The 23,935-nt window shown below is 34.2% G+C and carries 20 protein-coding genes and 1 other annotated feature; of the genes, 19 read left to right on the top strand and 1 reads right to left on the bottom strand.

What is annotated here, in order from left to right; all coding sequences use genetic code 11:
* Positions 1–384: 384 nt before the first annotated feature.
* Positions 385–1,305 carry a nuclease-related domain-containing protein gene (locus tag V7097_RS08680; RefSeq protein WP_335703206.1) on the bottom strand — a complete coding sequence of 307 codons (921 nt, stop codon included), beginning with the start codon at positions 1,303–1,305 and terminating at the stop codon, positions 385–387.
* 174 nt (positions 1,306–1,479) lie between these two features.
* On the opposite strand from V7097_RS08680, the gene V7097_RS08675 reads away from it, so the two are divergent.
* The 19 genes from V7097_RS08675 to ilvN all read left to right on the top strand — a co-directional run bounded on the left by V7097_RS08675 (position 1,480) and on the right by ilvN (position 23,888).
* Positions 1,480–2,538 carry a GerMN domain-containing protein gene (locus V7097_RS08675; protein ID WP_335703205.1) on the top strand — a complete coding sequence of 353 codons (1,059 nt, stop codon included), beginning with the start codon at positions 1,480–1,482 and terminating at the stop codon, positions 2,536–2,538.
* A gap of 133 nt (positions 2,539–2,671) precedes the next feature.
* Complete coding sequence (rph, locus tag V7097_RS08670) at positions 2,672–3,421, top strand: ribonuclease PH (RefSeq protein WP_335703204.1); 750 nt, start codon at positions 2,672–2,674, stop codon at positions 3,419–3,421.
* Positions 3,422–4,027, top strand: coding sequence for an XTP/dITP diphosphatase (locus V7097_RS08665; protein WP_335703203.1), 606 nt, complete (start codon positions 3,422–3,424; stop codon positions 4,025–4,027).
* Positions 4,024–4,533, top strand: coding sequence for a metallophosphoesterase family protein (locus V7097_RS08660; protein ID WP_335703202.1), 510 nt, complete (start codon positions 4,024–4,026; stop codon positions 4,531–4,533). The genes V7097_RS08665 and V7097_RS08660 overlap by 4 nt, the downstream gene beginning before the upstream one ends.
* 622 nt (positions 4,534–5,155) lie before the next feature.
* Complete coding sequence (locus V7097_RS08655; protein ID WP_335703201.1) at positions 5,156–6,181, top strand: tyrosine-type recombinase/integrase; 1,026 nt, start codon at positions 5,156–5,158, stop codon at positions 6,179–6,181.
* Complete coding sequence (locus V7097_RS08650; RefSeq protein ID WP_335703200.1) at positions 6,174–6,299, top strand: hypothetical protein; 126 nt, start codon at positions 6,174–6,176, stop codon at positions 6,297–6,299. Before V7097_RS08655 ends, V7097_RS08650 begins: the two co-directional genes overlap by 8 nt.
* Positions 6,300–6,606: 307 nt before the next feature.
* On the top strand, positions 6,607–7,275 hold the full coding sequence (locus V7097_RS08645) for a hypothetical protein (protein WP_335703199.1): 669 nt from the start codon (positions 6,607–6,609) through the stop codon (positions 7,273–7,275).
* Positions 7,232–7,528, top strand: a complete 297-nt coding sequence (locus V7097_RS08640; protein WP_335703198.1) for an HNH endonuclease — start codon at positions 7,232–7,234, stop codon at positions 7,526–7,528. Before V7097_RS08645 ends, V7097_RS08640 begins: the two co-directional genes overlap by 44 nt.
* A gap of 698 nt (positions 7,529–8,226) precedes the next feature.
* Positions 8,227–10,011, top strand: a complete 1,785-nt coding sequence (locus V7097_RS08635; RefSeq protein WP_335703197.1) for a hypothetical protein — start codon at positions 8,227–8,229, stop codon at positions 10,009–10,011.
* A gap of 204 nt (positions 10,012–10,215) precedes the next feature.
* Complete coding sequence (locus tag V7097_RS08630) at positions 10,216–11,811, top strand: RNA-directed DNA polymerase (protein ID WP_335703196.1); 1,596 nt, start codon at positions 10,216–10,218, stop codon at positions 11,809–11,811.
* Between the two features lie 473 nt (positions 11,812–12,284).
* The gene (locus tag V7097_RS08625; protein ID WP_335703195.1) at positions 12,285–13,238 is read left to right on the top strand and encodes an HNH endonuclease; all 954 of its coding nucleotides are present in this window, start codon (positions 12,285–12,287) and stop codon (positions 13,236–13,238) included.
* A gap of 10 nt (positions 13,239–13,248) precedes the next feature.
* Positions 13,249–14,133 carry a glycerol kinase gene (locus tag V7097_RS08620; protein ID WP_335703194.1) on the top strand — a complete coding sequence of 295 codons (885 nt, stop codon included), beginning with the start codon at positions 13,249–13,251 and terminating at the stop codon, positions 14,131–14,133.
* A gap of 166 nt (positions 14,134–14,299) precedes the next feature.
* On the top strand, positions 14,300–16,375 hold the full coding sequence (locus tag V7097_RS08615; RefSeq protein WP_335703193.1) for a hypothetical protein: 2,076 nt from the start codon (positions 14,300–14,302) through the stop codon (positions 16,373–16,375).
* A gap of 449 nt (positions 16,376–16,824) precedes the next feature.
* The gene (locus tag V7097_RS08610; RefSeq protein WP_335703192.1) at positions 16,825–17,400 is read left to right on the top strand and encodes a recombinase family protein; all 576 of its coding nucleotides are present in this window, start codon (positions 16,825–16,827) and stop codon (positions 17,398–17,400) included.
* 221 nt (positions 17,401–17,621) lie between these two features.
* Complete coding sequence (locus tag V7097_RS08605; RefSeq protein ID WP_335703191.1) at positions 17,622–18,572, top strand: hypothetical protein; 951 nt, start codon at positions 17,622–17,624, stop codon at positions 18,570–18,572.
* Positions 18,573–18,995: 423 nt separating this feature from the next.
* Positions 18,996–19,778, top strand: coding sequence for a hypothetical protein (locus tag V7097_RS08600; protein WP_335703190.1), 783 nt, complete (start codon positions 18,996–18,998; stop codon positions 19,776–19,778).
* 588 nt (positions 19,779–20,366) lie between these two features.
* Complete coding sequence (locus tag V7097_RS08595) at positions 20,367–20,780, top strand: group I intron-associated PD-(D/E)XK endonuclease (RefSeq protein WP_335703189.1); 414 nt, start codon at positions 20,367–20,369, stop codon at positions 20,778–20,780.
* 532 nt (positions 20,781–21,312) lie between these two features.
* Positions 21,313–21,569 (top strand) — a binding site (T-box leader).
* 85 nt (positions 21,570–21,654) lie between these two features.
* On the top strand, positions 21,655–23,373 hold the full coding sequence (gene ilvB / locus V7097_RS08590) for an acetolactate synthase large subunit (RefSeq protein ID WP_335703188.1): 1,719 nt from the start codon (positions 21,655–21,657) through the stop codon (positions 23,371–23,373).
* Positions 23,370–23,888, top strand: a complete 519-nt coding sequence (gene ilvN, locus V7097_RS08585; protein WP_335703187.1) for an acetolactate synthase small subunit — start codon at positions 23,370–23,372, stop codon at positions 23,886–23,888. The genes ilvB and ilvN overlap by 4 nt, the downstream gene beginning before the upstream one ends.
* The last annotated feature ends 47 nt before the right edge of the window (positions 23,889–23,935 follow it).

Genomic DNA, 23,935 nt, shown 5'->3' with positions numbered 1-23,935 from the left:
GTAAGAATAGTGTTTAATCATGGCCTCGCACTTCGTTCTAATCCCAAGTATAGGTAAGAATAGGGCTTAATCGTACCCTCACACATTGGTCTGTACCCAAGTGAAGGTAAAAATAGTGTTTAATCGTACCCTCACACATTGGTCTGATCCTAAGTGAAGGTAAGAATAGTGTTTAATCGTACCCTCACACATTGGTCAGAACCTAAGTGAAGGTAAGAATAGAGCTTAATCTTACTCTCCCACATCGTCCTGAGCCAAAGTGTTGTTAAGAATAAAGACTAATCATACCCTAGCACATCGTTCTGAACCCAAGTGAAGGTACAAATTCAAGAAGTATCCTACCTACGAAAATTTTCATATCACAAAATTATTGTCAGTCTAGATTTAAATACGCCTCTTATAATAAGATGATCTTCCTGAATGAATTAGATTGTATTTTTTTGAAAGTATTTTTCTAATTGTCTTTGTGCTTTTAATTACTTTACACCATTTAAATATAGTACTTACCGTAATCTTCAAGTCAGGAAAAAGATGCTCAAATTCCTTTATGCTTCTAATCACTGCTGTTTCCTTATCCTCCCAACTTCCACAATTGGGGCAGGTTAGTTTATTCTGATTCCCTTTCCCCATAAACCCACTCCAACACACCGCACACAAAATCCCTTTCTCCATCTCATCAAAACAATACTTCGGTAGTAATGAAAAAGGAGACTCCTCTATATGTAGCGACAGTAGCTTTTTTGCCAACGTATGATGATTCTCAACCAAATGGGAAGATTGTGAATTTAAATTGTTTATAAATCGTGATAGTTGGGATGGAAAAATAATCGGCAGGTTTGGTGTAGCTTGGTAGAGTTGAAATTTGGGATTTATGAAAACAAGGTGACCTTCGACTGTGAGGTTGGAACCAATCTTATGGATCAATTGTCTAAAAAGGGACTCGCTTCGCTTAAGCTGCAGAAGGGGATTCTTAATCTCTTTTCCAGAGGATAAACTTTGCCAGCGATCTCCATTGACTACAAAATCACCTTCATAGTTTTTTACTTCAAAAATGTGAATTTTAGGTTGGGAAATAAGGAGTGAATCGATTTGGTAATGAGTGTTGTTTGTTTCAAGCAGCAAGTCATTAATAATGAGGCAATCAAGTGAGAGACTTTCCAAATGCTGGTCAAACATTGTTTCTCCAATAAAACCTTTTTCAAGTGTATTGACTTGATTCTCGATTTTTTCGGAAACTATCTTCCGTGCACGGATGGACCATAGGGGCTGTAACTCAGCTGGGACAGTACGGGTTTTAATGATCAAACGCAACACATCCTTTCTAAGCTTCGTGATAATTGTAAATCTTCTATTCTATTTTTACAATCTATTACTTTCAAAACTCAAAACATTTTGTCCGATTTTTTCAATAAAAAGCGGTCTAATTTGAAAATAGGGCTCGTATACATAGTAGTACAAACTGCCTTAGGAGGGAAAAGAATGCGTAAAATAACTAAATCTGCACTAGCTGCCACAGTGGTTACTTCAACTGTTTTACTTTCAGGATGTGGTTTATTTGGTGGAAAAGAAGAGGCCAAACAAATGGATCCACCAAAAAACGAAGCGGTTGATACAGTAGCAAAAGGGGAAAACCCAGCTAATGAAGCAACTGATCAGGAGGAAGCTACTACTGAAACAGTAAAGCGTGACCTATATCTGATTGATGAGAATGGTCTAGTTGTCCCTTACACTGTTGATTTACCGAAGCAAGATGCGGCAGCAAGACAGGTTCTTGAGTATTTGGTTGCAGGTGGCCCATTAAATGAAATTTTACCAGATGGATTCAGAGCTGTTATTCCACAAGATACGGTTGTGGATGTGAACTTGAAGGATGGAACAATTACGGCTGACTTCTCGAAGGAATTTGCAAACTATAATCCAGAGGATGAAGCGAAAATTTTACAAGCCATTACTTTTACATTAACCCAGTTTGAAAATGTGAATAACGTTGTAATCAGCGTGAATGGATATCAATTAGATGAAATGCCTGTTGACGGTACTCCAATTCCAGCAGACCTAAGTAGAGCTGATGGGATTAATATTGATAACAGTGATGTTGTCGACATTACAAACAGCCGTCCTGTGACTCTCTATTTCTTCGTACAAAATGAAGCAGGTGAGTATTATGTGCCAGTGACGAAGCGGATTGAAAATACTGAAGATGATAGAGTATCGGCAGTTGTAAATGCGTTAATCGATGGACCGAATATGAGTTCGAATTTAATTAGCGACATTCATCAAGATGTGAAGCTTTTAAGTGCTAAAATGGAAGATGGGAAAGTCACACTTGACTTCAACGAAGCAATTTATGGAAGCTTTGACGAGAATATGATCTCCAAGCACGTTATCAACTCTCTAGTATTATCCTTAACTGAGCAGCCTGAAGTGAAAGGTGTTGCAATTACAGTTAATGGTAGTGAAGATGTTGTGACTGAGGATGGCAAATCATTAACTGAACCAGTAACTCGTCCGGCAAACCTGAATAAAGGTAGTTTTTAAATAATTGGATGTGGACAATGTTCACATCCTTTTTCTATTGAGGTACGATAGAAAAGCAAAATTTTGCTATACTATAAAGGACGGTTGGGCAGAAGAAGCCCACTTTTTTAATGAAAGACAGGGGGATCTATTTTTGAGGATTGATGGACGATTACATAATCAGCTTCGGCCAATTCGGCTTGAAATGAACTATATAAAACATCCGGAAGGTTCTGTATTAATAACATTCGGTGATACAAAGGTTATTTGTAATGCTAGCATCGATGACCGGGTGCCACCTTTTATGAGAGGGTCTGGTAAGGGATGGATCACAGCTGAATATTCAATGCTTCCAAGGGCTACTGATCAGAGAAATATACGAGAATCGAGTAAGGGGAAAATTTCAGGGAGAACGATGGAAATTCAACGTCTAATTGGACGTGCTCTTAGATCTGTTGTTAATCTCGAGCAGCTTGGTGAAAAAACGATTTGGATTGATTGTGATGTTATCCAAGCGGACGGAGGTACAAGAACCGCATCAATAACTGGCGCTTTCGTCGCGATGGTTCTTGCTATACATAAAATCTATCAGAATAAAAAAATGAATTCATTCCCAATCACAGACTTTTTAGCTGCCATTTCGGTAGGTATAGATCCTGAAAAAGGAGAAATCCTTGATTTAAATTACATAGAAGATTCAGCTGCAAATGTTGATATGAATGTTGTAATGACAGGTACTGGTGAATTTGTAGAGCTTCAAGGAACAGGTGAAGAATCTACTTTTTCGCGTAATCAACTACAAACACTATTAGAACTAGCTGAAAAAGGGATAAATGAGTTGATTCACGCACAGAAAGAAGCATTAGGTGATTTAGCAAACTTAATTGGAAAGAAGGACTCATAAGTGAAAGAAATCATGATTGCTACCAAAAATAGTGGGAAGGTAAAAGAATTTAGAGACTTATTTGCGAGTCAAGGTGTAGAGGTGAAGTCCTTACTTGATTATCCATATATTGAGGATATTGAAGAAACAGGTGTTACTTTTGCTGAAAATGCACAGTTAAAGGCAGAAGCAATTGTAAAAAAACTTCACATCCCTGTTATAGCAGATGATTCTGGCCTTGCAGTTGATTATCTTGATGGCAGACCAGGTGTTTTTTCGGCAAGATATGCGGGTGAGCATAAAAATGATCTTGATAACCTTAATAAAGTTTTAGATGAGCTTAAAGGGGTTCCGAATGAAAAAAGAACAGCCAGATTCCATTGTGCATTAGCATTGGCCATTCCAGGGGAAGAAACTGAAATCGTTGAAGGAACTTGTGAAGGAGTCATTACAGAGAAACCTGAAGGAGAAAATGGATTTGGTTATGACCCGATCTTTTTTGTAACCGGAAAAGGGAAAACAATGGCTGAGTTGGCAAAAGACGAAAAAAATCAAATCAGTCATCGAGGGAATGCACTAAGAAAGCTGGACGAGCTTCTACGAGATCGTGAGGAGTTTCAGAGATGAAGGTGCTAATTATAAGTGACAGCCATGGGCTAACAAAGGAAATACTTGACATAAAGGAACGTCATAAAAATGATGTGGAATTTATGCTCCACCTTGGGGATTCTGAGCTTTCTTCTCAATCTGAAGAAATGAGTGGATTTTCTGCTGTACGAGGAAATTGTGATTTTGACTCGAACTATCCAAATGATATGATTGTTCTTTTAAATGGGGTGAAGGTCTATCTTACCCATGGTCATTTGTATAATGTGAAGATGACATTAATGAATCTAAAATATCGTTCACAAGAAGTAGGTGCATCAATTGCATGTTTTGGACACTCGCATATTGCTGGTGCTGAAATGATTGATGATGTTTTGTTTATTAATCCTGGTAGTTTTCGTTTACCGAGAATGCGTAGGGAAAAAACGTATGTTATATTAGAAATTGTGGAAAAACAAGCAAATGTTGTTTTTTACGATAGTGACGGAAATGTAATTGAGGAGTTATCAACAAAGGTAAATTTATGATACAATAGCCAAAGGGAGAAAAAATTTCTCCCTTTAGAAAATTTTTCTTGAAAAAGTGTTGACATCTGATTCCTATCTGACTATAATAAAAAATGTCGCTAATGAGTTAACGACAAAAAATAAAATATGTCCCAGTAGCTCAGCAGGATAGAGCAACGGCCTTCAAGAATAGGAGCCTCTATAGGGAAACAATAACTTATAGAGTGGACGACACTATATCGGTGAAGCCTTAACAGTGTTAAGCTGATGGTAATACCGAGGAAACTTACGTCTTTAAGAAAGACTGAGGAGATTTGAATGATCAAGAAATTGATGGTAGAAACTCCAAGGGTTAATCAGATTATGATTATCGTGAGGTTCCGTAGAGACTACACGTGTCGCACCTGAAATGGTGAAGATATAGTCCAGACTACAAACAACAAGCGTTGGTGGCGAAAGTCATAGTGGTAAGCTAAGCCGTCGGTCGGGAGTTCGAATCTCTCCTGGGACGCTAGAAATCGGGTAGTAAAGCCCGTCAAATCAACCTCTTATATCGTTTAGTGAAACGGTCAGTATAACGGTCACGTAAGAAATTACACCGATTATTGGCTTCCATCACTTACGATATAGGAGGTTTTTTGTTGTGACCAAAAGAAAAGGTTTATTCGATATTGATATGGATGTAAAGGGATTAGTAGAAGGGTTAACTGCTACAAGTTCCACTGCACAAAAAGGAAACATCAAACCGTATAAGGTCTCGAATGACTCAATGTTGATTTCAAATGCTCTAGAAACCATCACAAGACAAATGAAAGTGAGTGGTAATAGAAGTCGAACCATAAATGATTATGCCCTTTATGTCGAACAATTTCAACGTGTTACAAAGGTGTGCTATGTTGGGGATATTTCAGTTGATACGATTTATAAGTGGTTGAATAGTATGAATGTTAGTAATCAAACTAAATTAACCCGCTTAAAATGCTTTAAAGCCTTCCTCTCTAGATGTTTTGATAACGGTTGGATTGAAATTAAGTTTTGGAAAACCATTAATATCAAAGTTGACCAAAAGGTTAAAGAAGGTGCTACAGAGCGTGATGTTAAAGTTTTACTATCTCTACTAGACTTGAGTAATTTCGTTCAACTTAGGGATGCTGTAGCCGTCCTAGTCATGTTTAAAACAGGTATTCGAATAAATACATTGACTCAACTCGAAGAAAGGCATATAGACTTCAATAACGATGTGCTGAATTTGGAAGGTAGCATTATGAAAAATCATCAGCAAATTAAATTACCTTTTGATGATTTGTTGAAAAGACTGCTAGAAATATTGATAAAACAAAATGAGGTTATTAGAAGGGGATATGGAAAGAAGAATAGTTTAATATTCATTACAAAATACGGAGATGTTATAGCAACTTCTCCAACACATAATAATATCCAGAAGCGACTGAATAAATACTCTAAGATGTATGGCTTAAAGAATATTAATCCCCATGCTTTAAGAAGGGGTTTTGCAAAATCGTTGCTAGATAAAGGGGCAAATGTTGCTATAATTTCTAAGGCATTGGGACACAGTGATATATCAGTCACTACCAAATATTTACATCTAGATGTCGATGAAGTAGCAAATAACCTCCGCTCTTATTTAGGAGGCAATGAGAATGAATAAGCAAATCAAGCACGTTGCCTATTACACAAAGAACGTGGTTCAAGAAGGTGTGAAGGCAAGACCGACTTATCGAGGGTCTAGAATTCCCTATTGTCAAAATTGTCTACTATTGTATTAACGAATGTTGAATGAAATGATTATTACATCTAAGTAATTTATTTTTATACATGTTACTTACGAGAAGTCATGATACCTTTTGTCCAGTAATGAAGATGGGAAGAAAGAGTAAATAATAATTAAGGAGTGACAACAACGGTCACTCCTTTTTAATGTACTAAATAATTTTCTGTATTGATGTATCACTAATTTACTAATATAGTAATCCAGCAAAAAATAATAATCACAAAATTAAAGCCTCATAAACATGTATAAGAAGATAAGGATGTGGAATATTAAGCCTATCAACTTTAAGGAGGTCAATCAAAATGGTTTTAATGTATGCAAAGGTAAGAATTAAAGGGTCAAAACCTCTGCTTATTCACTTATTTACACCAGAGACTCTATCACTGGAGCGAAGGGAACGCTCTGGTGTTGCCGGGAATGACCCAGAAGAATGGAAGCGTACTTACACAGCTAATGAGAATGGTCAATTGTATGTTGACCCTTCATATATTTTTGGTTGTATGAGGGAGGCTTCTAAGTATACTAAAAGTGGTCGTGGGTCTATCCAACCCAAACTTTCTGCGACTCTTCAAGTGTTATCAAGTCGTATTTACTTTAATAGATTCATGCCAGAGGAAATCACACAAGATGAAAATGAACCAGTGTACTTAGATGTACGTTCGGTTAGGAATCCAACTACAAAAGGTCGTAATATTCGTTACCGTGTTGCAATATCTTCTGGTTGGGAAACAGAATTTGAAATTATTTGGGATAATACAGTACTAGCTTCCCAACAAATTCAAGCAGTCCTGTATGATGCGGGGATGTTAGTAGGATTAGCGGATGGGCGTTCTATTGGTTATGGCCGATTTGAAGTAAATACTATTGAAACAATGCTATATGAAGATTTTAAAAATAATAAGAATACTCAAAAGGAGAAACTAGAGAATGCCCAAAAAACGTCAACCCAAAGAAGTATGGATTCTGACTAGAAAGAGAATTTGGTTAAGAGATAGAAAGTGTTGTGTTCGATGTAATATACCAATTGGGTTAGATAAATGCCACATTGACCACATAAAAAGTGGAAGGCTTGGCTCTAATGAAGATAGTAATTTAAGAACATTATGCCGTCTATGTCATGTATTAAGAGCAGATTTGAGACATAGGGGAATGATTGCAAAAGCTTTAGCAGATGGAATTATCCCGTCAAATTGGAGACAGATGGTTTGGGATGATAATGATTGAAAACGAAACATAAAGATAATATTCTTTATGTCTAGCAGGTTTTGTCCTGCCTGCTACTGATGAGTTTAGGGACTATGAGGTTAGGTGTGGAAAGGCGTGGTTAGAAACGGTAAGGTGAGGCTGGGAACGGTTCGGTGAGGTATGGTAAGGCAAAAAAATTACAACAGGGGTGTCTAGCTAAAGGATATTCCTTTTTTGTGAAAAATCGGACCATTTTGAATAGGTGTACTTTTGGTAATTCTATTGCATTCCATAGTTTGAAAGTATTATAATATATCTACGAAATTAGATAATCGAATTAAACATCAATCAACTAAACTATGTAAGGAGTGGAATTTACATGTACCCGCCTCATTAGGAGGCACACTATATATTCTGTATACCCATGAAGAAAATCATAGGGTTAGGCTAAATTTTTTGTCTTTATTTACGGGATAGGTGTGCTTTCTAGAGGTAGGTTCGTGTAGATTTCCTCCTTTTTTGTTGTCTTAAAAAAGGAACATAGTACAAAATATAAAAAAATAGCACCTTAAATAATTAAAACAATTAGTAAAAAATATGACGAATCTAAAGCAAAAAATCAGTGCAAGATTTGTCCATAAATACTTAGAAAAATATCTCGTATATAAAGACAAATCTTGCACAGAAATTTAGGATTAAAATCATCAGCAAAAATAAGGAGAAGGTAGGTAAAAAAGGTGGCGAAAAAATGGAAAATCCAAAATGCTATTAAGAAGTATAAACCATATCTTTTAAAATCATTGAGGAAAAATAAAGGGAATATTAACACCCATGTATTTGACTCTCTAATCAAAGAAATGAAACGGGATTATGAAATAGTTGAACCAAAAGGTGAAGGTAGAGACCGAATCATTTTCACTGATAAGAAGAGAAAAGAAAAAGCTAAAAAGGAAGACAAACGACAATTCAATAAAGGAGTTGCACCGCCTCATTCAAAGCACTTAGCACTCATGGTTATGAGTAAGATGGAAAGCATCGACAACAAGGCAAGAACTCGAAATGGATGGGCGACCTATTTTGGAGTTATATCACCTGCTGAACAAGATATTATGAAGGGTATATACAGTGAAGAAGCACTCAAGCCATACAAAGAATATATGATAAGATTAGGAATTATTGAAGATGGCGAAGAGAAGACTTTTCAAGACCTATCAAACACATTAAAAAATGTTGTTAGAGGACATTTACAAACTGTATTTGAACAAGCGAAAGAGTTGAATCTGATTAGGATAACCTCCGCATGGAAAGGTAAAGTAAAAAATTCCAAAGAGCCAATTGATATAGGCAATGCTATTGCAAATGAAATCAATAATACTAAAGCTGAGTTACTCAAAAAGCACGGAACTAATATATGGGAAGCACTAATGTTAAAGAACTCACCAAAGACAAAAGCTTTTAATGCTGAGTGGCTTGAATATATCGAGAATGTTGAAGATGCAGAAGGCGATGCAATGCGATTACAATATATTTATGAAATGTTTCGAATAGAAATCTTAAATGAGAACGCATTTGGTGAGTTTATTAAGGCACATTATCCTTCCGAGGTTGAATCATTCGATTTGCTTGAAAATGAACAGCTATATCAAACCAAGTTGTGTGATTATGTTGTAGAAAATGCTCAAAAGAATCATGGAAAGAGATTGGAGTTTGAGTCAAAGAAACATAATATTGATGAAAATACAAAAGAAGTATTAGCAATGTTTAATATGATTGAGGATGATTTTCTTATTCAAAACCAAGATATGGAAACGGAAAGAGGACTAATGCCATATGAAGCCTTGCTTAAGAGTGATAAATATGTTGAGTGTCTTAGAAAACTTCATGTCCTGTTGCACGGTATGAATGTAATTGATTCAGAAACAGTCAAAAAAGTACAACAAATGAATGACGAACAAATGAAGAAAGAACTTGCACAGTTAGGACTATCAAACCATGTTGAGGCAAAGAGTGAAAAAAGTGATAAGAATGAGATTCATAATATTGATGAATCCAGTCACAATTCATTGATGCAACAAGAAGAACCATCAGAGAGGGAACAAAGTAAACAACGTCAAATTAATGAACCTACTAGGGAGATTGGAATAGAAAACATTGAAGAAAAAAGAGTTACCCCTGTAGCCGAGTCAAATATTGAACTTCCCAATAATTACTGTGAGATATTGGATGAAGAATATCAAGCAGCAATGGAGGACATAAGAAACGAGACTCGTGAGTATGAGGAAAAGTATGGCGATAAAGCTATGGAACATATGATGCTTGATGCAACTTTGGGACAGTGGAATAGACGGGTTACAGTAAAAGAGATTATTGGTGAATATGAACGTAAAAAGCAAAGAGAACACAAGGAGTGGGAAAAACAGTTTGAGGGAGGAAAGCCTACTAAATGCAGACAAATCACGAACAATCCTCTCGAAATATTTCAAAAGATTAGACACGGTCGAAATGATAAGGAGGACTCTTGATTGAGGCTCTCCTTTTTTTGTGCCGTGGAGGGGTTGATTCAGCATGAAATCCAAATTCAGTACAATATAAAACTCGTCGTTTATTTTTTTTGATAAATATTGGGGGAAACTGGTATAAAAGTATGTTGCATTAAAAATTAAAGAGGATATCATACCTACTTTGTCGAAATCTATACTATTCTATTACATATTGGGGGAGATAATTTGTTAAAACTTAGAACGGAGTCATTAGATTGGGCGTTGAAACATATAGAAAATTATGGTGATACCGATATTTTTCCAGTTCCTTTTGAATATGAAGCAATTAGGCATTTATGGGATACTAGGACAAGAGAATTACCTAACGGTACAACTCTTAAAGAGTACTTAAGAAATAAAGATATTCTGCAGTGGAACGTAAGGGACTATAGAAGGAGTCTTACACCGAAACATCAATATGGTTTTCGGTTATCAACCCAGTTAGACCCATTTGATACATTGGTGTATCTAGCTTTAGTTTACGAGATTGGTCATGATATTGAATCAAAGAGAATTCCAGTTGATAGGAACATAAGTTTTTCTTATAGATTTAACCCAAATGATGAAGGAAGAATGTTTGATTCCGAAATTCATTATGGAAGTTTCTTGAGTTATTGCGAAGAGAAAGTTGATGAATTCATAGGTGATGATAATATTAAATATGTTGTAGTAGCAGATATAGCAGATTTTTTTCCTAGGTTATACTTACATCCGTTGGAGAATGCTTTAAGTTCTTGTACTACTAAAACTAATCACGCCATTGCAATTAAACGTTTATTAAACAATTGGAATTATAGCATTTCTTACGGAATACCTGTTGGGCAGGACGCATCAAGATTATTAGCCGAACTCACACTTAATGATATAGATGAAGGATTGCTTAGTGAGGGTGTTGATTTTTGTAGATATGTTGATGATTTTAGGATATTTTGCTCTAGTGAAAAAGAGGCTTATCAACAGTTAGCACTATTAGCGGAAATGCTGTTTGAAAATCATGGTTTAACTTTACAACAGCACAAGACTAGAATAGTGCCTGTAGATGAATTCAGAAGTGAATACTTAAAATCTAGAGAGTCAGTAGAAATTGACAGATTATCTGATAAGTTTTTGGAAATACTCCAAGTGATGGGGATTGAGAACCCATACGGAGATATTAACTACGATATACTACCAGATAATATGCAAGAAGAAATCGATAGTTTAAACCTTTTGGCGATTCTTCAAGAACAAATTGAATCAGAAAGTGCCGATTCAAAAATAGTAGGGTTTGTTTTGAGAAGGATGGCTCAATTGCAAAATACAGATGCGTTAGATTTAGTATTAGAGAATATTGATAAATTATATACTTCTTTTAAGCATATCTTTGTTTATCTAAATGAATTAGACTTAAATGAGTCGCAAAAAGAGTCAGTAAGTGAAAAACTAATTAGCATACTTGATGATTCAATTGTTGGTCATTTAGAGTATCATAGAATGTGGTTATTTCACACTTTTAGCAATGGGCAAGGATGGAATATCGATAAACTGGCAACATTCTACAATGAATATTTTGATGATACTTCAAGAAGGAAAATAATACTGGCACTTGGTCAAGCAAATCAACAATCGTGGTTTAAGACTAGGAAGAGAAGTATAATGCAATTACCTAATTGGCAAAGGAGAGCATTTTTAGCTGCTGCTAAGTGTCTTCCTGGAGATGAAGCAAGTCATTGGTATCGCTCAATTTTACCTAGATTGGATGTTTTAGAGGTAGCTGTTGTAAAGTGGGCAATGAGTAGGTAAAAAATGATTAACAATAGAATGATAAGAATAGGTATTAATAAATGTGAAAATGAATGAGGAAATGAGCCGCCGATTTATATTTTTGGTGGCTTTTTACTTTTGAGGTAGCTAATAAGTCGGGAGAGCGATACAAAACTAAACATTCCTAACAATGAATCTGAGGAGTGGTTCTAAATGGTGTAAGAGGGAATATTGGAGCGTGAGGTGTGAATTTGAGATAGATGACAAAATCTAATAAAACTGTGATTTTATTGTTGTTATATACGAATTGGATATAGAACAGATTAGACGACTGGTTTCATCACCCTGTCCTCTTTTATAATATTTATGTAAAAAGGTATGGTATAATATTCCTATATTACTATAAATGTACAGGCTAAGTTTGTAATCCTCAGTCAAGGTTATCCATTTAGGATAATCAATCAATTCAAATTTTGTTTAAAAAAACTGTAAATTGGATGGGGGAGCATATTTTGACCAGTTATATTATCCCGTATTTAGACTCAAAGAAACATTATATGGAGGAAGACCGGTTATTCTCGAAGTACACTTATGGAGATGATGGGGATAGAGGAATAATTTTAAAAACTAAAGTTTCAAAGGGGGACGTCCTTTTTTTTTATAAAACTATAGAAAATAACCCTTGTATAACTGCATTTTACGAAGTGGAAAAGGTTTTGGATATTCAAAAAGCAAAAATGGATAATACAATCATGATGAATTACCAAAATCCTCACTTATTTAGAAATAAAGTCCAAGAGAATGAAGTAATTATTTTTGGACATCCAGAAAAGTCAATGATATTAGAACACCCTTTGGTAGTTAACAGGGCATTACTAGAGGAATTATCGATTAATTATAATCCATCTCCGAATCATATAGAACTGCAAACTCTTACGTTAAAGCTAAGGTGGAAGCGATTAAATAATACACAAGTAAAACTATTACTTGAGAAAATAAATCCACTGCATAATCAAAGTTTTCTAAAACCTCAGAAAGATTTAGAATCACCGATTGTTTTGGATAAAACCGAAAAAGAATCGATTGTTAAGGCACGTATAGGACAGTCAATTTTTAAAAAGCCTCTTTTAGCTGTTGAAAAGAAATGTAGACTGTGTGTTGTCTCAGATGAACGATTGTTAGTCGCAAGCCATATTAAGCCATGGAGTCAATCTAATCATATAGAGCGGCTAGATGTTAATAATGGGTTGCTACTATGCCCAAACCATGATGCTTTATTTGATAAAGGATATATTAGTTTTGAGGAAGATGGAACAATTTTGATTTCAGAAAGTTTGGATGAAAATACTAAGGCTTTTCTAAATATTAATGAAACTATGAAAATTGGTTTGAATGACAGACAACAGGCATATATAAAATGGCATCGAGAAAATATATTTAAAATTGACATAAGTAATATGAGATAGGAGTTTAGCTATGGCAATTAAATATTTATCAACAACAGCACTTTCTAAAGAAATTCAAATACCTGCTAAGGAAGTATTCAAACTACTAGCTAATTACGGGTTAGTGAAGAGAGAAGAAGATAACTGGATTTTAACAAATGAGGGAAAAGAAAAGGGAGGAATAGTTAAATCCCATCCAAAGTATGGGAGTTACATTGCATGGTGTGAAGATTTAAAAAATGATAAAATCTTTGAATCGTTAGAGAAAGATAAAAACTTACTAACCTCTACTGCTTTAGGGAATCATTTTGGAATATCAAAGTTTAGAATCAATCCTATTCTATCTGAGTTAGGGTTAGTCCAAAAAGGTGTAAAAGGATGGAATGTCACTCCACTTGGGAAGTTAATGGGAGGAAAACAATTTGAGTATGAGAAGACGGGAGTTCCTTATGTTTGCTGGAATCCAATTATTCTAACTAAAAAGAGTATAATAAGTTCATTGAAGGAGATACAAGGAGAATCCTCTTCAGAAGAGAAAGCTGAAACCCACACTAATGTAGGATTTCGAGAAAAGTTTGAAGCTAAGCATAGAAGTGCCGATGGTCATTATGTACGTTCTAGAGCAGAGATGCTTATAGATAATTGGTTGTATATGTCTGAAATAGTTCATGCTTACGAGAGAAAACTCCCGATTGAAGAAGATGTATATTGTGATTTTTATTTGCCAGTGGGAAAAGTATACATAGAGTTTTGGGGATTAGAAAATGATGAAAGGTATAAGGAAAGAAAAAAAGAAAAAATAAGAATCTATGAGAAATATGGATTTAATTTAATAGAGTTAAATGATGCTGACATCCAAAATCTAGATGATATATTACCTAAGAGGTTGCTGAAGTTTGGTATACAAGCATATTAAATAAACGTTGGAAGAAGAGGCGATTATTAATTCTAAAATTTTGAATGTATTAGAAGGGATTTGGGAAATTTAATGAAAATTTACCATTTTCTAGTTTGAAGTTTCAAATAGATGTTATGATATAGCCATATCAATTTCTGAATTTTAATAGGGTGAGGGTGGATAAATGGAAAGTGTTATCATTGAAAAAAGTGACTTACTTCATGAAGTGATTTTTGAAATATCCGAAAATGCTCAAGATATAAAGTTTCCTATTCAAAGAGTTGTGGATTATCTTATCGATAAAGGCTATGCGGTTAATAATTCTGAAACCACAATTACTGCATATATACTATACAAGGAAAATAAGAAAGTAGTTGTGACTAGTAACTTTATCTGTTTTGAATCATTGGGACAAAACGATAGAGAAAGGTATAAGCAAAATTTTTACACATACATAATTTCCCGTTCAAAAATATACTATCAATCTGCAGTACAAAATACAAAAGCAGCTAAAATTAATTTAATTCAAAACCAACGAAGAACATGTGTAAGTAATATGTACTATGCGCTACATAATAGTTTTGCATCAATGGTAGAATATTATAAGTCAGAAATGCTATTAAATAAACAACTACTTGAAGAAGAAAATAGTAGTGATGATGAAACGAAATTAGAACATTTTGTCCCTAGAGCGCTAGAAGTTTTTGTCGAAAATATAGATGATATACTAGTTTCAGATAAAGAAGAATTTATTACAAATTCAAGCATGAATGCAGGACGTTTTAAAAGTTATGAGAATCCTTTTGCTTGGATTTTTCCACTGTTTAGTGAGTGTATCGTAGATAATAAGTTCATTGAGATAATAAATAGTATGAGTGATGCTTTACAAAAAGTAAATTTAGAAAACTTTGGTGTTGATAGTACATTTCGGAGGTCAGGTTTTGAAATTCAACTAAAAGAAAACCTAACAAAAATTAGGGAGATTTCGCAAACAGAGGGTATTGAGGTAAATAAAATTCAATATTTAAATATGGCTGCTTTTCTAGCATATGCATATATGCTAAGGCAATCAGCTGATTATGACTCATTATTTGAAATCAAAATACCTCATCGTGATATTATTAATTGGACTATAATAACAGCGAATTTTTTAGATTTTGTTACAAGTTTTGTTAGAGAGCATAATGCACAAAGCAATGACAGAATACAAAAGCTTGATGCTGAAAGTTCAATTGAAATACTTCGTACTGTTGAAACAGACTCCAAAAGTTCAATTATGACAATGACGGGTATAATAATAGATAAAGAATTTAACTTAGTGCAAGTGGTAAGAAAACTATATTCCCAAAAAGGGTATAAAATGATAAATCAAAGAGGAAGGGTAGTAGAGTTCAACGAAAATACAGAACATGTTAGTATCTGCAGAAATTTGTTTGGAACTCCTTTAGAATGCTTTATCTCGTTTTCAACTCAAGGATTATTTAGAATAGATATAGTATTAAAACAAGATATTAGAGATTCAGAATTTTCTAAAGGCGTTAATCAATTTTACCTAGAGCAATTAATACAAAAAGATGTTATTGAAAAAGATTTATTATCTGTCGTTTCTAAAAACGCAACAATTGTTAGGGGTATTCCTACAACTCTACAATACACATCTTTAAACTATTTGGACTTAGTGATGGGGATTCATGAAAGAATGAGAAGAAATTTACAAATGAATATAAGTGGATATTTAAGGCAACTTTCAATAAAATTTTCTACAGAGGACTTTGTTTTAAGTTGTTCGTTATCATTGAATAATAACGAGAGAGATATCATTTATAAAGTTAGGAATATGTTCGAATACAATCTAAAAAGGGATATTAAACTCGAAATGGCAGAAGGGAAAATCAAAAAGGTTCTTTTTATCTATCTTTATCCTTATAACCTTACAAATGCTGCTGAAGTAGAGACGAACGTTATAACCTATGTGAACGACAAATTCCCCGAATTAGATTTCAAACTTGAGTTAATACAGATTTCTGAATTAGAAGTAAGGCAATTAATTGAAAAAGATTATAGTTCTATCGAGTTAACTATAAGTAATTTAAAAGAAAAAGTCTTATCATTACAAAATAGTGAGCATACCAAAACAATTAAAATAGATGATTCGATTATAGATTTTGAAGAGAATGAAGAGGAAATAGAAGATATTGAAGAAGTTGATTTGAAAATAAATAATAAGCCAATTGATAAAGAATCAATTGAGGTATTATAATCATTAATTTTTTAAATATTGATTGTTTAGACATCCAGAAAGTTGGATGTCTTTTTTGGATTTGCACATTCCAATTTACAGTGGTGCTTATTACGATTGAATCTAAAAACATTGGTTTGTTGTGGGTTGGATGTTATAAAAGACCACGCTCATGCACAAGCTGGCATTCAGTAAAATTCCGACACGATTCAAATAATTGCTGTGTATTAGTATAGTAAATTAATTAGACAGATAGTAATCAACTAATGCTGCTCGAGACGAATCATTGAGGAGGATTATGTAGCTAATTTCGTAAATCATTTACATCTTTTTTTCAACGTTTACGATTAACCTCGATGGTGTAAATACTTGAAAGTTATTGCACTATTTTGGCAACCTTGCTACAATAAGCGTCAAGAGGTGCAATAACATAGTGCAATAAATAACTACTAAACTGTGAGGAGATAACAATGAAATATGGATATGCAAGGGTCTCTACAATAGCACAGGACTTAGAGGTTCAAATCCAAGCGTTACAAGCGGAAGGATGTGAGGTTATATTTAAGGAGAAATTCACAGGTACTAAAACAGATAGACCTGAGTTCAACAAGGTGCTTGAGGCATTACAAGAAGGGGACACATTAGTCGTAACAAAACTTGATAGATTTGCTAGGTCTGCAGTAGAAGGTATTCAAACAGTAAAGGCTCTATTCGAAAGAGGTGTAAAAGTTCACATCCTTAATATAGGACTTGTAGAAAACACCCCAACAGGCAGACTGATTTTCAATATACTAAGTTCTTTTGCAGAGTTTGAACGTGATATGATTGTAGAACGAACACAAGAAGGGAAAGCACTTGCAAAGCAGCGAGATGATTTTAGAGAAGGCAGACCTAGAAAACACACAAAGGCTCAAGTATTGCATGCTCTAGAACTTCTCAAGAACCATACATACAAAGAAGTTGAAGAAATGACGGGAATAAAGAAACGAACACTGATTAACAGAAAGAATGAATTAAAAGCGAGGCAATTGCAAGAGACTCTCTAATGGGGTCTCTTTCTTTATTTTGAGGATACGGGGGGATAAATTCCACATTTTCACGGGGTTCATGGTTGGAAGAGGGGGTAGGCTACTGCATTCACATGGCATAGGATTCTACAATATCTATTAGAAAATTGACAATAAAATGATAATATTTTCATCACTAGAATATTTAATGTGCTATCATATTATGGATATGAGTATAACTTGAAAGCAAGGTGTGTCTCGTGCAATTAAATGAAAATATTAGAAAGCTAACAATTGAAATTATTGGTAATTTAGTATATATGAAAAATCAAATGTTTGAACAGATATTAAAACCTGCAGGCATTAAAAAAGAACAATTTGTAAGGTTGAAAGGTTTTAAAAATGCAGATGGCAAGCTTTGTACGAAAAGAGAAATTGGTGTGATGTTACTAGAAGATTTCGATAATCTAGTTGAAGAGAAGAAATTTGTTAAATCGGTTATTAAAATTGCTTCTAAATGGAATAAATTTCATTTGGCGGAAAATGAATACGCCGCAAGAGCAACTGTTCAAAAGGCTAGGGAGGTCCTCAATACAATAGAAATAATGGAAGCTACTGAAGTACAATTACTCGAAGAAGAAAAAAAGCGGGAGAAGTTAAGGATTGAAGGATTAAAAAGAAAAGCTAGGGAAGAACAGAAATTAGAGATTCAAAAGCAGTCAAAACTATTATTAATGATGTTTGATGAAATGGCAAAGATGAATAATAATCCGCAAAAAAAAGGATATATGTTAGAGCAATTAATAAATATGTTATTTCAGTTATATGATATTGCATTATTAGAAAGTTTCAGAAGAAATAATGGTGGCGAACAGATTGACGGAGCATTTAAACTTGATGGTTGGCATTATATTGTTGAAATGAAATGGACAAATCAACTGACAGATATGAGTCAATTAGATTCGTTATATGGCAAGGTTGCACGTTCTGGAAAACAGACGATGGGGTTATTTATTTCAATAAATGGTTGGTCAACAAACGTAGTTCCATTAATGAAACAAAGTCCAGATAAATCTATATTCTTAATGGATGGCTATGATTTAAGAGTGGTTTTATCTGGTGAAATAGACTTAATTGAGTTATTACAAAAGAAAATTGCAAAGTTCAACTTACTGTCTGAGCCTTATATTGGTGCTAATGTCCTTATATAATTTATTGTGCTTTTATATTGTAAACTACTGATTGAAAATAGGAGCTAAAAAAAGTCAAATATGTCCAATGCTACATTCTATTGCAAGGTTAAGGAATATGTAGCTAGTTAAGTAAGGGACTCCATTGAGTCTCTTTCTTTGTGTTGCCAAGATGGGGGAGGGTTGGTTCTTCCACACATCCCAAGAATTCTAAAGTTACCGAGTCTAAGCCACTGCTTTACACCGCCTATTAAAAAGCATCTATAATTGGGTTAATCCAAGACTGTCTTTATAAACAAAAGCATTTTCCCGTTTTAAATGATTAAAAAAATTAAGTGGAGTTATATTACATTATTTAAGATTTGGGGAGGTTTGATTAATAATCATTTATAATTTTTCTGTCAAAGGGTAATATGGAATCAAGTTAAAAAATGAGGTGATATTATGGATTCATACCAAGGTTTATTAAAAATTTTAGAAGAACATAACAAGAGAATGCAAAAATTAGCACAAGCCGTAAGTCCTCTGAAAGCACTTCAGAAATCAGTAACGATAAATTTACCTAAAATTGAGATACCTAAATTTGAGATTCCACATATTAAGTTTCCAAAAATTGAATTGCCTAAAATAAAAATTGATTATGAAAAGATTGAGAAATTAATTGAACATAATTCATCAAATGGTTGGACTTTAACAGGTGAAATGGAGGTTAATTTTTATTTAAATGAAGATTTATTGCAAATGGAAAGAAAACAAATTGATGATGTATTTGTTCATTATTATGAAGTAGATTCAAAAAAGAATTATTTAACAGCAAAATCATGTATTTTAGACGAAATTGATGAAAGGTGGATTAATGTTTTAAACGATTGTTTTGAACTGTATGAAGCTGAAAAATATATGGTTATAATTCCTTTGCTAATTACAATCATAGAAGGTGAAATATCTAATATAACGGAAAGTAATTTATTTGGAAAAAAATTATTGAATGAATGGGAAGCAAGGATATTAAGCGAACAAGAAAAAATGCTGATAATTGTTTCTCATTCACTATTCAAGTATCTATCTAGCACGATGTTTGCATATAAACAGTTTTCAGTTGAAAGAGGTTCGGAGATAAATAGAAATTGGGTTTTGCATGGTAGGGATAATCCTAACCTATGGACTAAAGTTGATTCATTAAAGTTAATTAATACTCTTGCTACATTTCAGTTTATTAAAAGTTAAAAATAGTCCCATCCTTTTTTAGTAAAGGGATATGAAGTAAAGGGACTTACAAATGAATTAAAAACACGGAGTGTAAAGTTGCAAATCAGCGGTGAATGAATAATAATTTTTGTGTGTTTTTTCCTCAACTTCAGGAAGATATGAGCGGTGTAACCCCATAGTTGGATTTTTTCAAAAGCATCGCCAGGATTGATTTCTACTATATAAATGCTTGTATTATAAAGCATGAGCAAATATAATAAAAAGTAAGTCAAACGGTCTAAGTTCGAAAAAAGACCGCTGTACTGAAACGAAAGAAACTAAGCTATATAAGAGACCAATGGCGAAAGTCATAGTGGTAAACTAAGCCGTCGGTCGGGAGTTCGAATCTCTCCTGGGACGCCATATTACATAATAAATGAATAGAATTTAATAACCTCTTATTTCGAAATGTTATATAATCCAATTCTGGATTGTAAATTTCGAAATAAGAGGTTTTTTGCATAGCTTTTTAAAATAAAATTAGATAAAATGATGATTAGGGGGAATGAGTGTTCGATTCTAGGTTTTGGATGATAATAAAATTTTATTCGCTATCAGGGTGAAAAAATGGAACACCATACAAAACAAAAAGGGGATTTAGGAGTTTTAAACGCTCAAGTTGATTTGTACGAAAAGGGATATATGATTTTATCACCTCACACAGAACATGCAGCTTTTGATTTGGTGATTTATAAAAATCAAGATTTCAAAAGAGTACAGGTAAAGTACAGGGAATCGAATCCGAATGGTGTACTAGAAGTGAGGTTTCGGTCGTCTTACTGTAATAGTAAGGGTGTTGTAACTAAAGAAACGAATAAACAAGAAATAGACATTTACTGTATATATTGCCCTAACACAGATGAATGTTATTATTTTGATCCCAAACTTTGTAATAAATCATTGACTTTGAGAGTAGAAGCTCCAAAGAATAAACAGGTGCAGAATGTTCATTTTGTAAATGAGTATCGTGACCTTCCATAAAATAGACGCATATCGATCATATACATTTTACATAATCAATCACAAACACTTCTTTTCATATAAAATGAATCGAAGTGTTTTTTTATTTTTCCTCTCAAGTTTCCCAGATCCTCCACGAAATAAATATGTCTTAAACATCATCACTACTCAATTTTTGTTCACAAATTTTTCAAGAAATTCTTTTAATTCAGAAACCGCGATGCAACAAAGTTGTAAGCGTATACAGATTTTGTTGCAAATCAAAATAATCTAACAATTCTCTAAAATGGTGTTGACTCTGATAAAAAATGAGAGTAATATAGGCTCTAATATAAAATATTTTCACAAATGAGTGAAAACTTAATCTTTGTATTAACAGCAAAGACAGTCCTTATATAAGTACTCCATCATTAAAAAGAAGATGAGAGTTTACAGATTTGGATTATTTTTTATACCTTTGGTTTCAATAGTGTAAAGCGTTTAAGTTTTTAGGTATTAAAGCAATCACGATCGCATAAAACTTAAAAAGATGTAGATTGAAAATTTTAAATATTCATAAACGTTGAAGAGGATAAGTAATCTTACGTTTCGATATCAACAGAGAGCCGGTAATGGTGGAAGCCGGTGTTATCCCGTTAGATGAACTCACCTCTGAGTGTTAGCTTGAACCTTTTTAGTAGGGCTAACCGGGTGTTTGGTAAAGCTCACCCGTTACCAAAATGAACAACAAAAGTTGTTCCTGAGGTGGTCTTGTAGATCGCGAACAAGGGTGGTACCGTGGAAAGTAATAAATGCCTTTTCACCCCTTCGACCAAGAAATTGGTCTAGTGGGTGAACTGGCATTTTATTTTTTTATTAAACATTTATTTACATTAAGGAAGGGATGTAAGGAAAAATGGGTGTAAATGCAAAAGTGGATGAACAAACCAAAGCTTCTACCAAAATGAACGGTTCCCAAATGCTAATTGAAGCATTAAAAAGGGAAAACGTAGAAGTCATTTTTGGATATCCTGGCGGTGCTGTACTTAATATTTATGATAGTTTATATGACTCAGGTATTTTTCACGTCTTAACGAGACATGAACAAGGTGGAATACATGCGGCTGAAGGGTATGCGAGAATTTCTGGAAAACCAGGTGTAGTCATTGCAACTTCTGGACCAGGTGCAACAAATATTGTCACTGGATTAACAGATGCGATGATTGATTCACTTCCACTTGTTGTATTTACAGGTCAGGTTGCTTCAACAGTAATTGGTTCCGATGCTTTCCAAGAAGCAGATATACTCGGAATTACAATGCCAATTACAAAACATAGTTATCAGGTTCGGGATGTAAAAGACCTACCAAAAATTATTAAAGAAGCATTTTATATCGCAACTACTGGAAGACCAGGACCTGTATTGATTGATATTCCAAAAGATATGACAGTACATGAAGCGGAATTTGATTACGATCAAGAAATTCATTTGCCAGGTTATCAGCCAACAATACAACCGAACCATCTGCAAATTCGTAAGCTAGTTGAAGCAGTTAGCCAAGCGAAAAAGCCAGTTATTCTTGCAGGTGCTGGGGTAATACATGCAAAAGCAGCTGAAGAGCTAAGAGAATATGTGCAACAACAAAACATCCCTTTAACACATACACTTTTGGGCTTAGGTGGATTCCCTGCAGATCACCCATTATATCTCGGGATGGCGGGAATGCATGGAACGTATACAGCAAATATGGCTTTGCATGAATGTGACCTATTAATTAGTATCGGAGCTAGATTCGATGACAGGGTAACGGGAAATTTACAACATTTTGCTCCTAATGCAACAGTGGCACATATCGATATTGATCCTGCGGAAATTGGGAAAAACATTCCAACAAAAATTCCTGTTGTAGGGGATGCGAAAGAAGTCCTAAAAAGCTTAGTTCACCAAAATGGTAAGCCTGGGGATTCACAGGAATGGAGAGAAAAACTAGCTGGATGGAAAGCTGAATATCCACTCGTTTACAAACCATCAGACGATGAGCTAAAACCACAAAAATTAATTGAACTTATCTATAAATATACAAATGGTGAAGCGATTGTAACAACAGACGTTGGTCAGCACCAAATGTGGGCTGCTCAATACTATCATTTTTCAAAGCCAAATCGTTGGGTAACCTCAGGTGGATTAGGAACAATGGGCTTTGGCTTACCTTCAAGTATTGGAGCACAGCTAGCTGAGAAATCTTCGACGGTTGTGGCCATTCTAGGAGATGGTGGATTCCAGATGACTTCACAAGAGCTTTCAGTCATTCAGGAACTAAATCTTCCTATTAAAATTATCATTCTCAACAACAAAGCATTAGGAATGGTAAGACAATGGCAACAGATTTTCTATAAAGAAAGATACTCACATTCCTTACTTCATAACCAGCCAGACTTTATGAAACTAGCTGACGCATACGGAATTAAGGGATTAAAAGCTAAAAATGATCAAGAAGCAGAGCAAGTGTTGAAAGAAGCACTTGAGTATGAGGGACCTGTTCTAATGGACTTTAGTGTGACACCTTTCGAAAATGTATACCCAATGGTTGCACCTGGAAAGGGTCATCATGAAATGGTAGGTGTTAAGCTGTGAAAAGAATCATTACATTACTAGTAAATAACCGTGCTGGTGTACTAAATAGAATCACCGGCCTGTTAACAAAACGTCACTACAATATTGAAAGTATCACAGTAGGACATTCTGAAACTGAGGGGCTCTCACGGATGACATTTGTGCTCCATCTTGATGAGGAAAGTGTAGTTGAACAAATTACCAAACAGTTAAACAAGCAAATCGATGTTATTAAGGTCATGGATATTACAAACCAAGCCATTGTGGCAAGAGAGTTAGCACTTATTAAAGTAGCATCCAGTCCTTCAAATAGAAATGAGATTTATAGCTTAATAGATCCTTTCCGTGCTTCCATCATTGATGTAAGTAAGGATAGCCTAGTTATTCAAGTAACAGGCGAATCGGAAAAAATAGAAGCTTTAATTGACCTCTTAAAGCCATACGGCATCAAAGAAGTTGCCCGTACAGGGACAACTGCTTTTACAAGAGGTAACCAAAAATCAGCTTCTAATAAAAATGCTTTTTCAATTGTTTAAGGGTTTTAATCATATTAATATATATAATTTAATTCTAATAAGGGAGA

It is taken from the genome of Bacillus sp. JJ1562 (genome assembly GCF_036962705.1).
Classification (GTDB): Bacteria; Bacillota; Bacilli; order Bacillales; family Bacillaceae_L; genus Ferdinandcohnia.
Note: the sequence above shows the minus strand (reverse complement) of the source record. Positions and strands in the feature narration are given on the sequence as shown.

Bases quoted from the DNA above. Each gene is read 5' to 3' on its own strand.
- V7097_RS08675 (WP_335703205.1), top strand. From the start codon at position 1,480: ATGCGTAAAATAACTAAATCTGCACTAGCTGCCACAGTGGTTACTTCA.
- V7097_RS08660 (WP_335703202.1), top strand. From the start codon at position 4,024: ATGAAGGTGCTAATTATAAGTGACAGCCATGGGCTAACAAAGGAAATA.
- V7097_RS08650 (WP_335703200.1), top strand. From the start codon at position 6,174: ATGAATAAGCAAATCAAGCACGTTGCCTATTACACAAAGAACGTGGTT.
- V7097_RS08645 (WP_335703199.1), top strand. From the start codon at position 6,607: ATGGTTTTAATGTATGCAAAGGTAAGAATTAAAGGGTCAAAACCTCTG.
- V7097_RS08640 (WP_335703198.1), top strand. From the start codon at position 7,232: ATGCCCAAAAAACGTCAACCCAAAGAAGTATGGATTCTGACTAGAAAG.
- V7097_RS08620 (WP_335703194.1), top strand. From the start codon at position 13,249: ATGGCAATTAAATATTTATCAACAACAGCACTTTCTAAAGAAATTCAA.
- V7097_RS08615 (WP_335703193.1), top strand. From the start codon at position 14,300: ATGGAAAGTGTTATCATTGAAAAAAGTGACTTACTTCATGAAGTGATT.
- V7097_RS08610 (WP_335703192.1), top strand. From the start codon at position 16,825: ATGAAATATGGATATGCAAGGGTCTCTACAATAGCACAGGACTTAGAG.
- V7097_RS08600 (WP_335703190.1), top strand. From the start codon at position 18,996: ATGGATTCATACCAAGGTTTATTAAAAATTTTAGAAGAACATAACAAG.
- V7097_RS08595 (WP_335703189.1), top strand. From the start codon at position 20,367: ATGGAACACCATACAAAACAAAAAGGGGATTTAGGAGTTTTAAACGCT.
- ilvB (WP_335703188.1), top strand. From the start codon at position 21,655: ATGGGTGTAAATGCAAAAGTGGATGAACAAACCAAAGCTTCTACCAAA.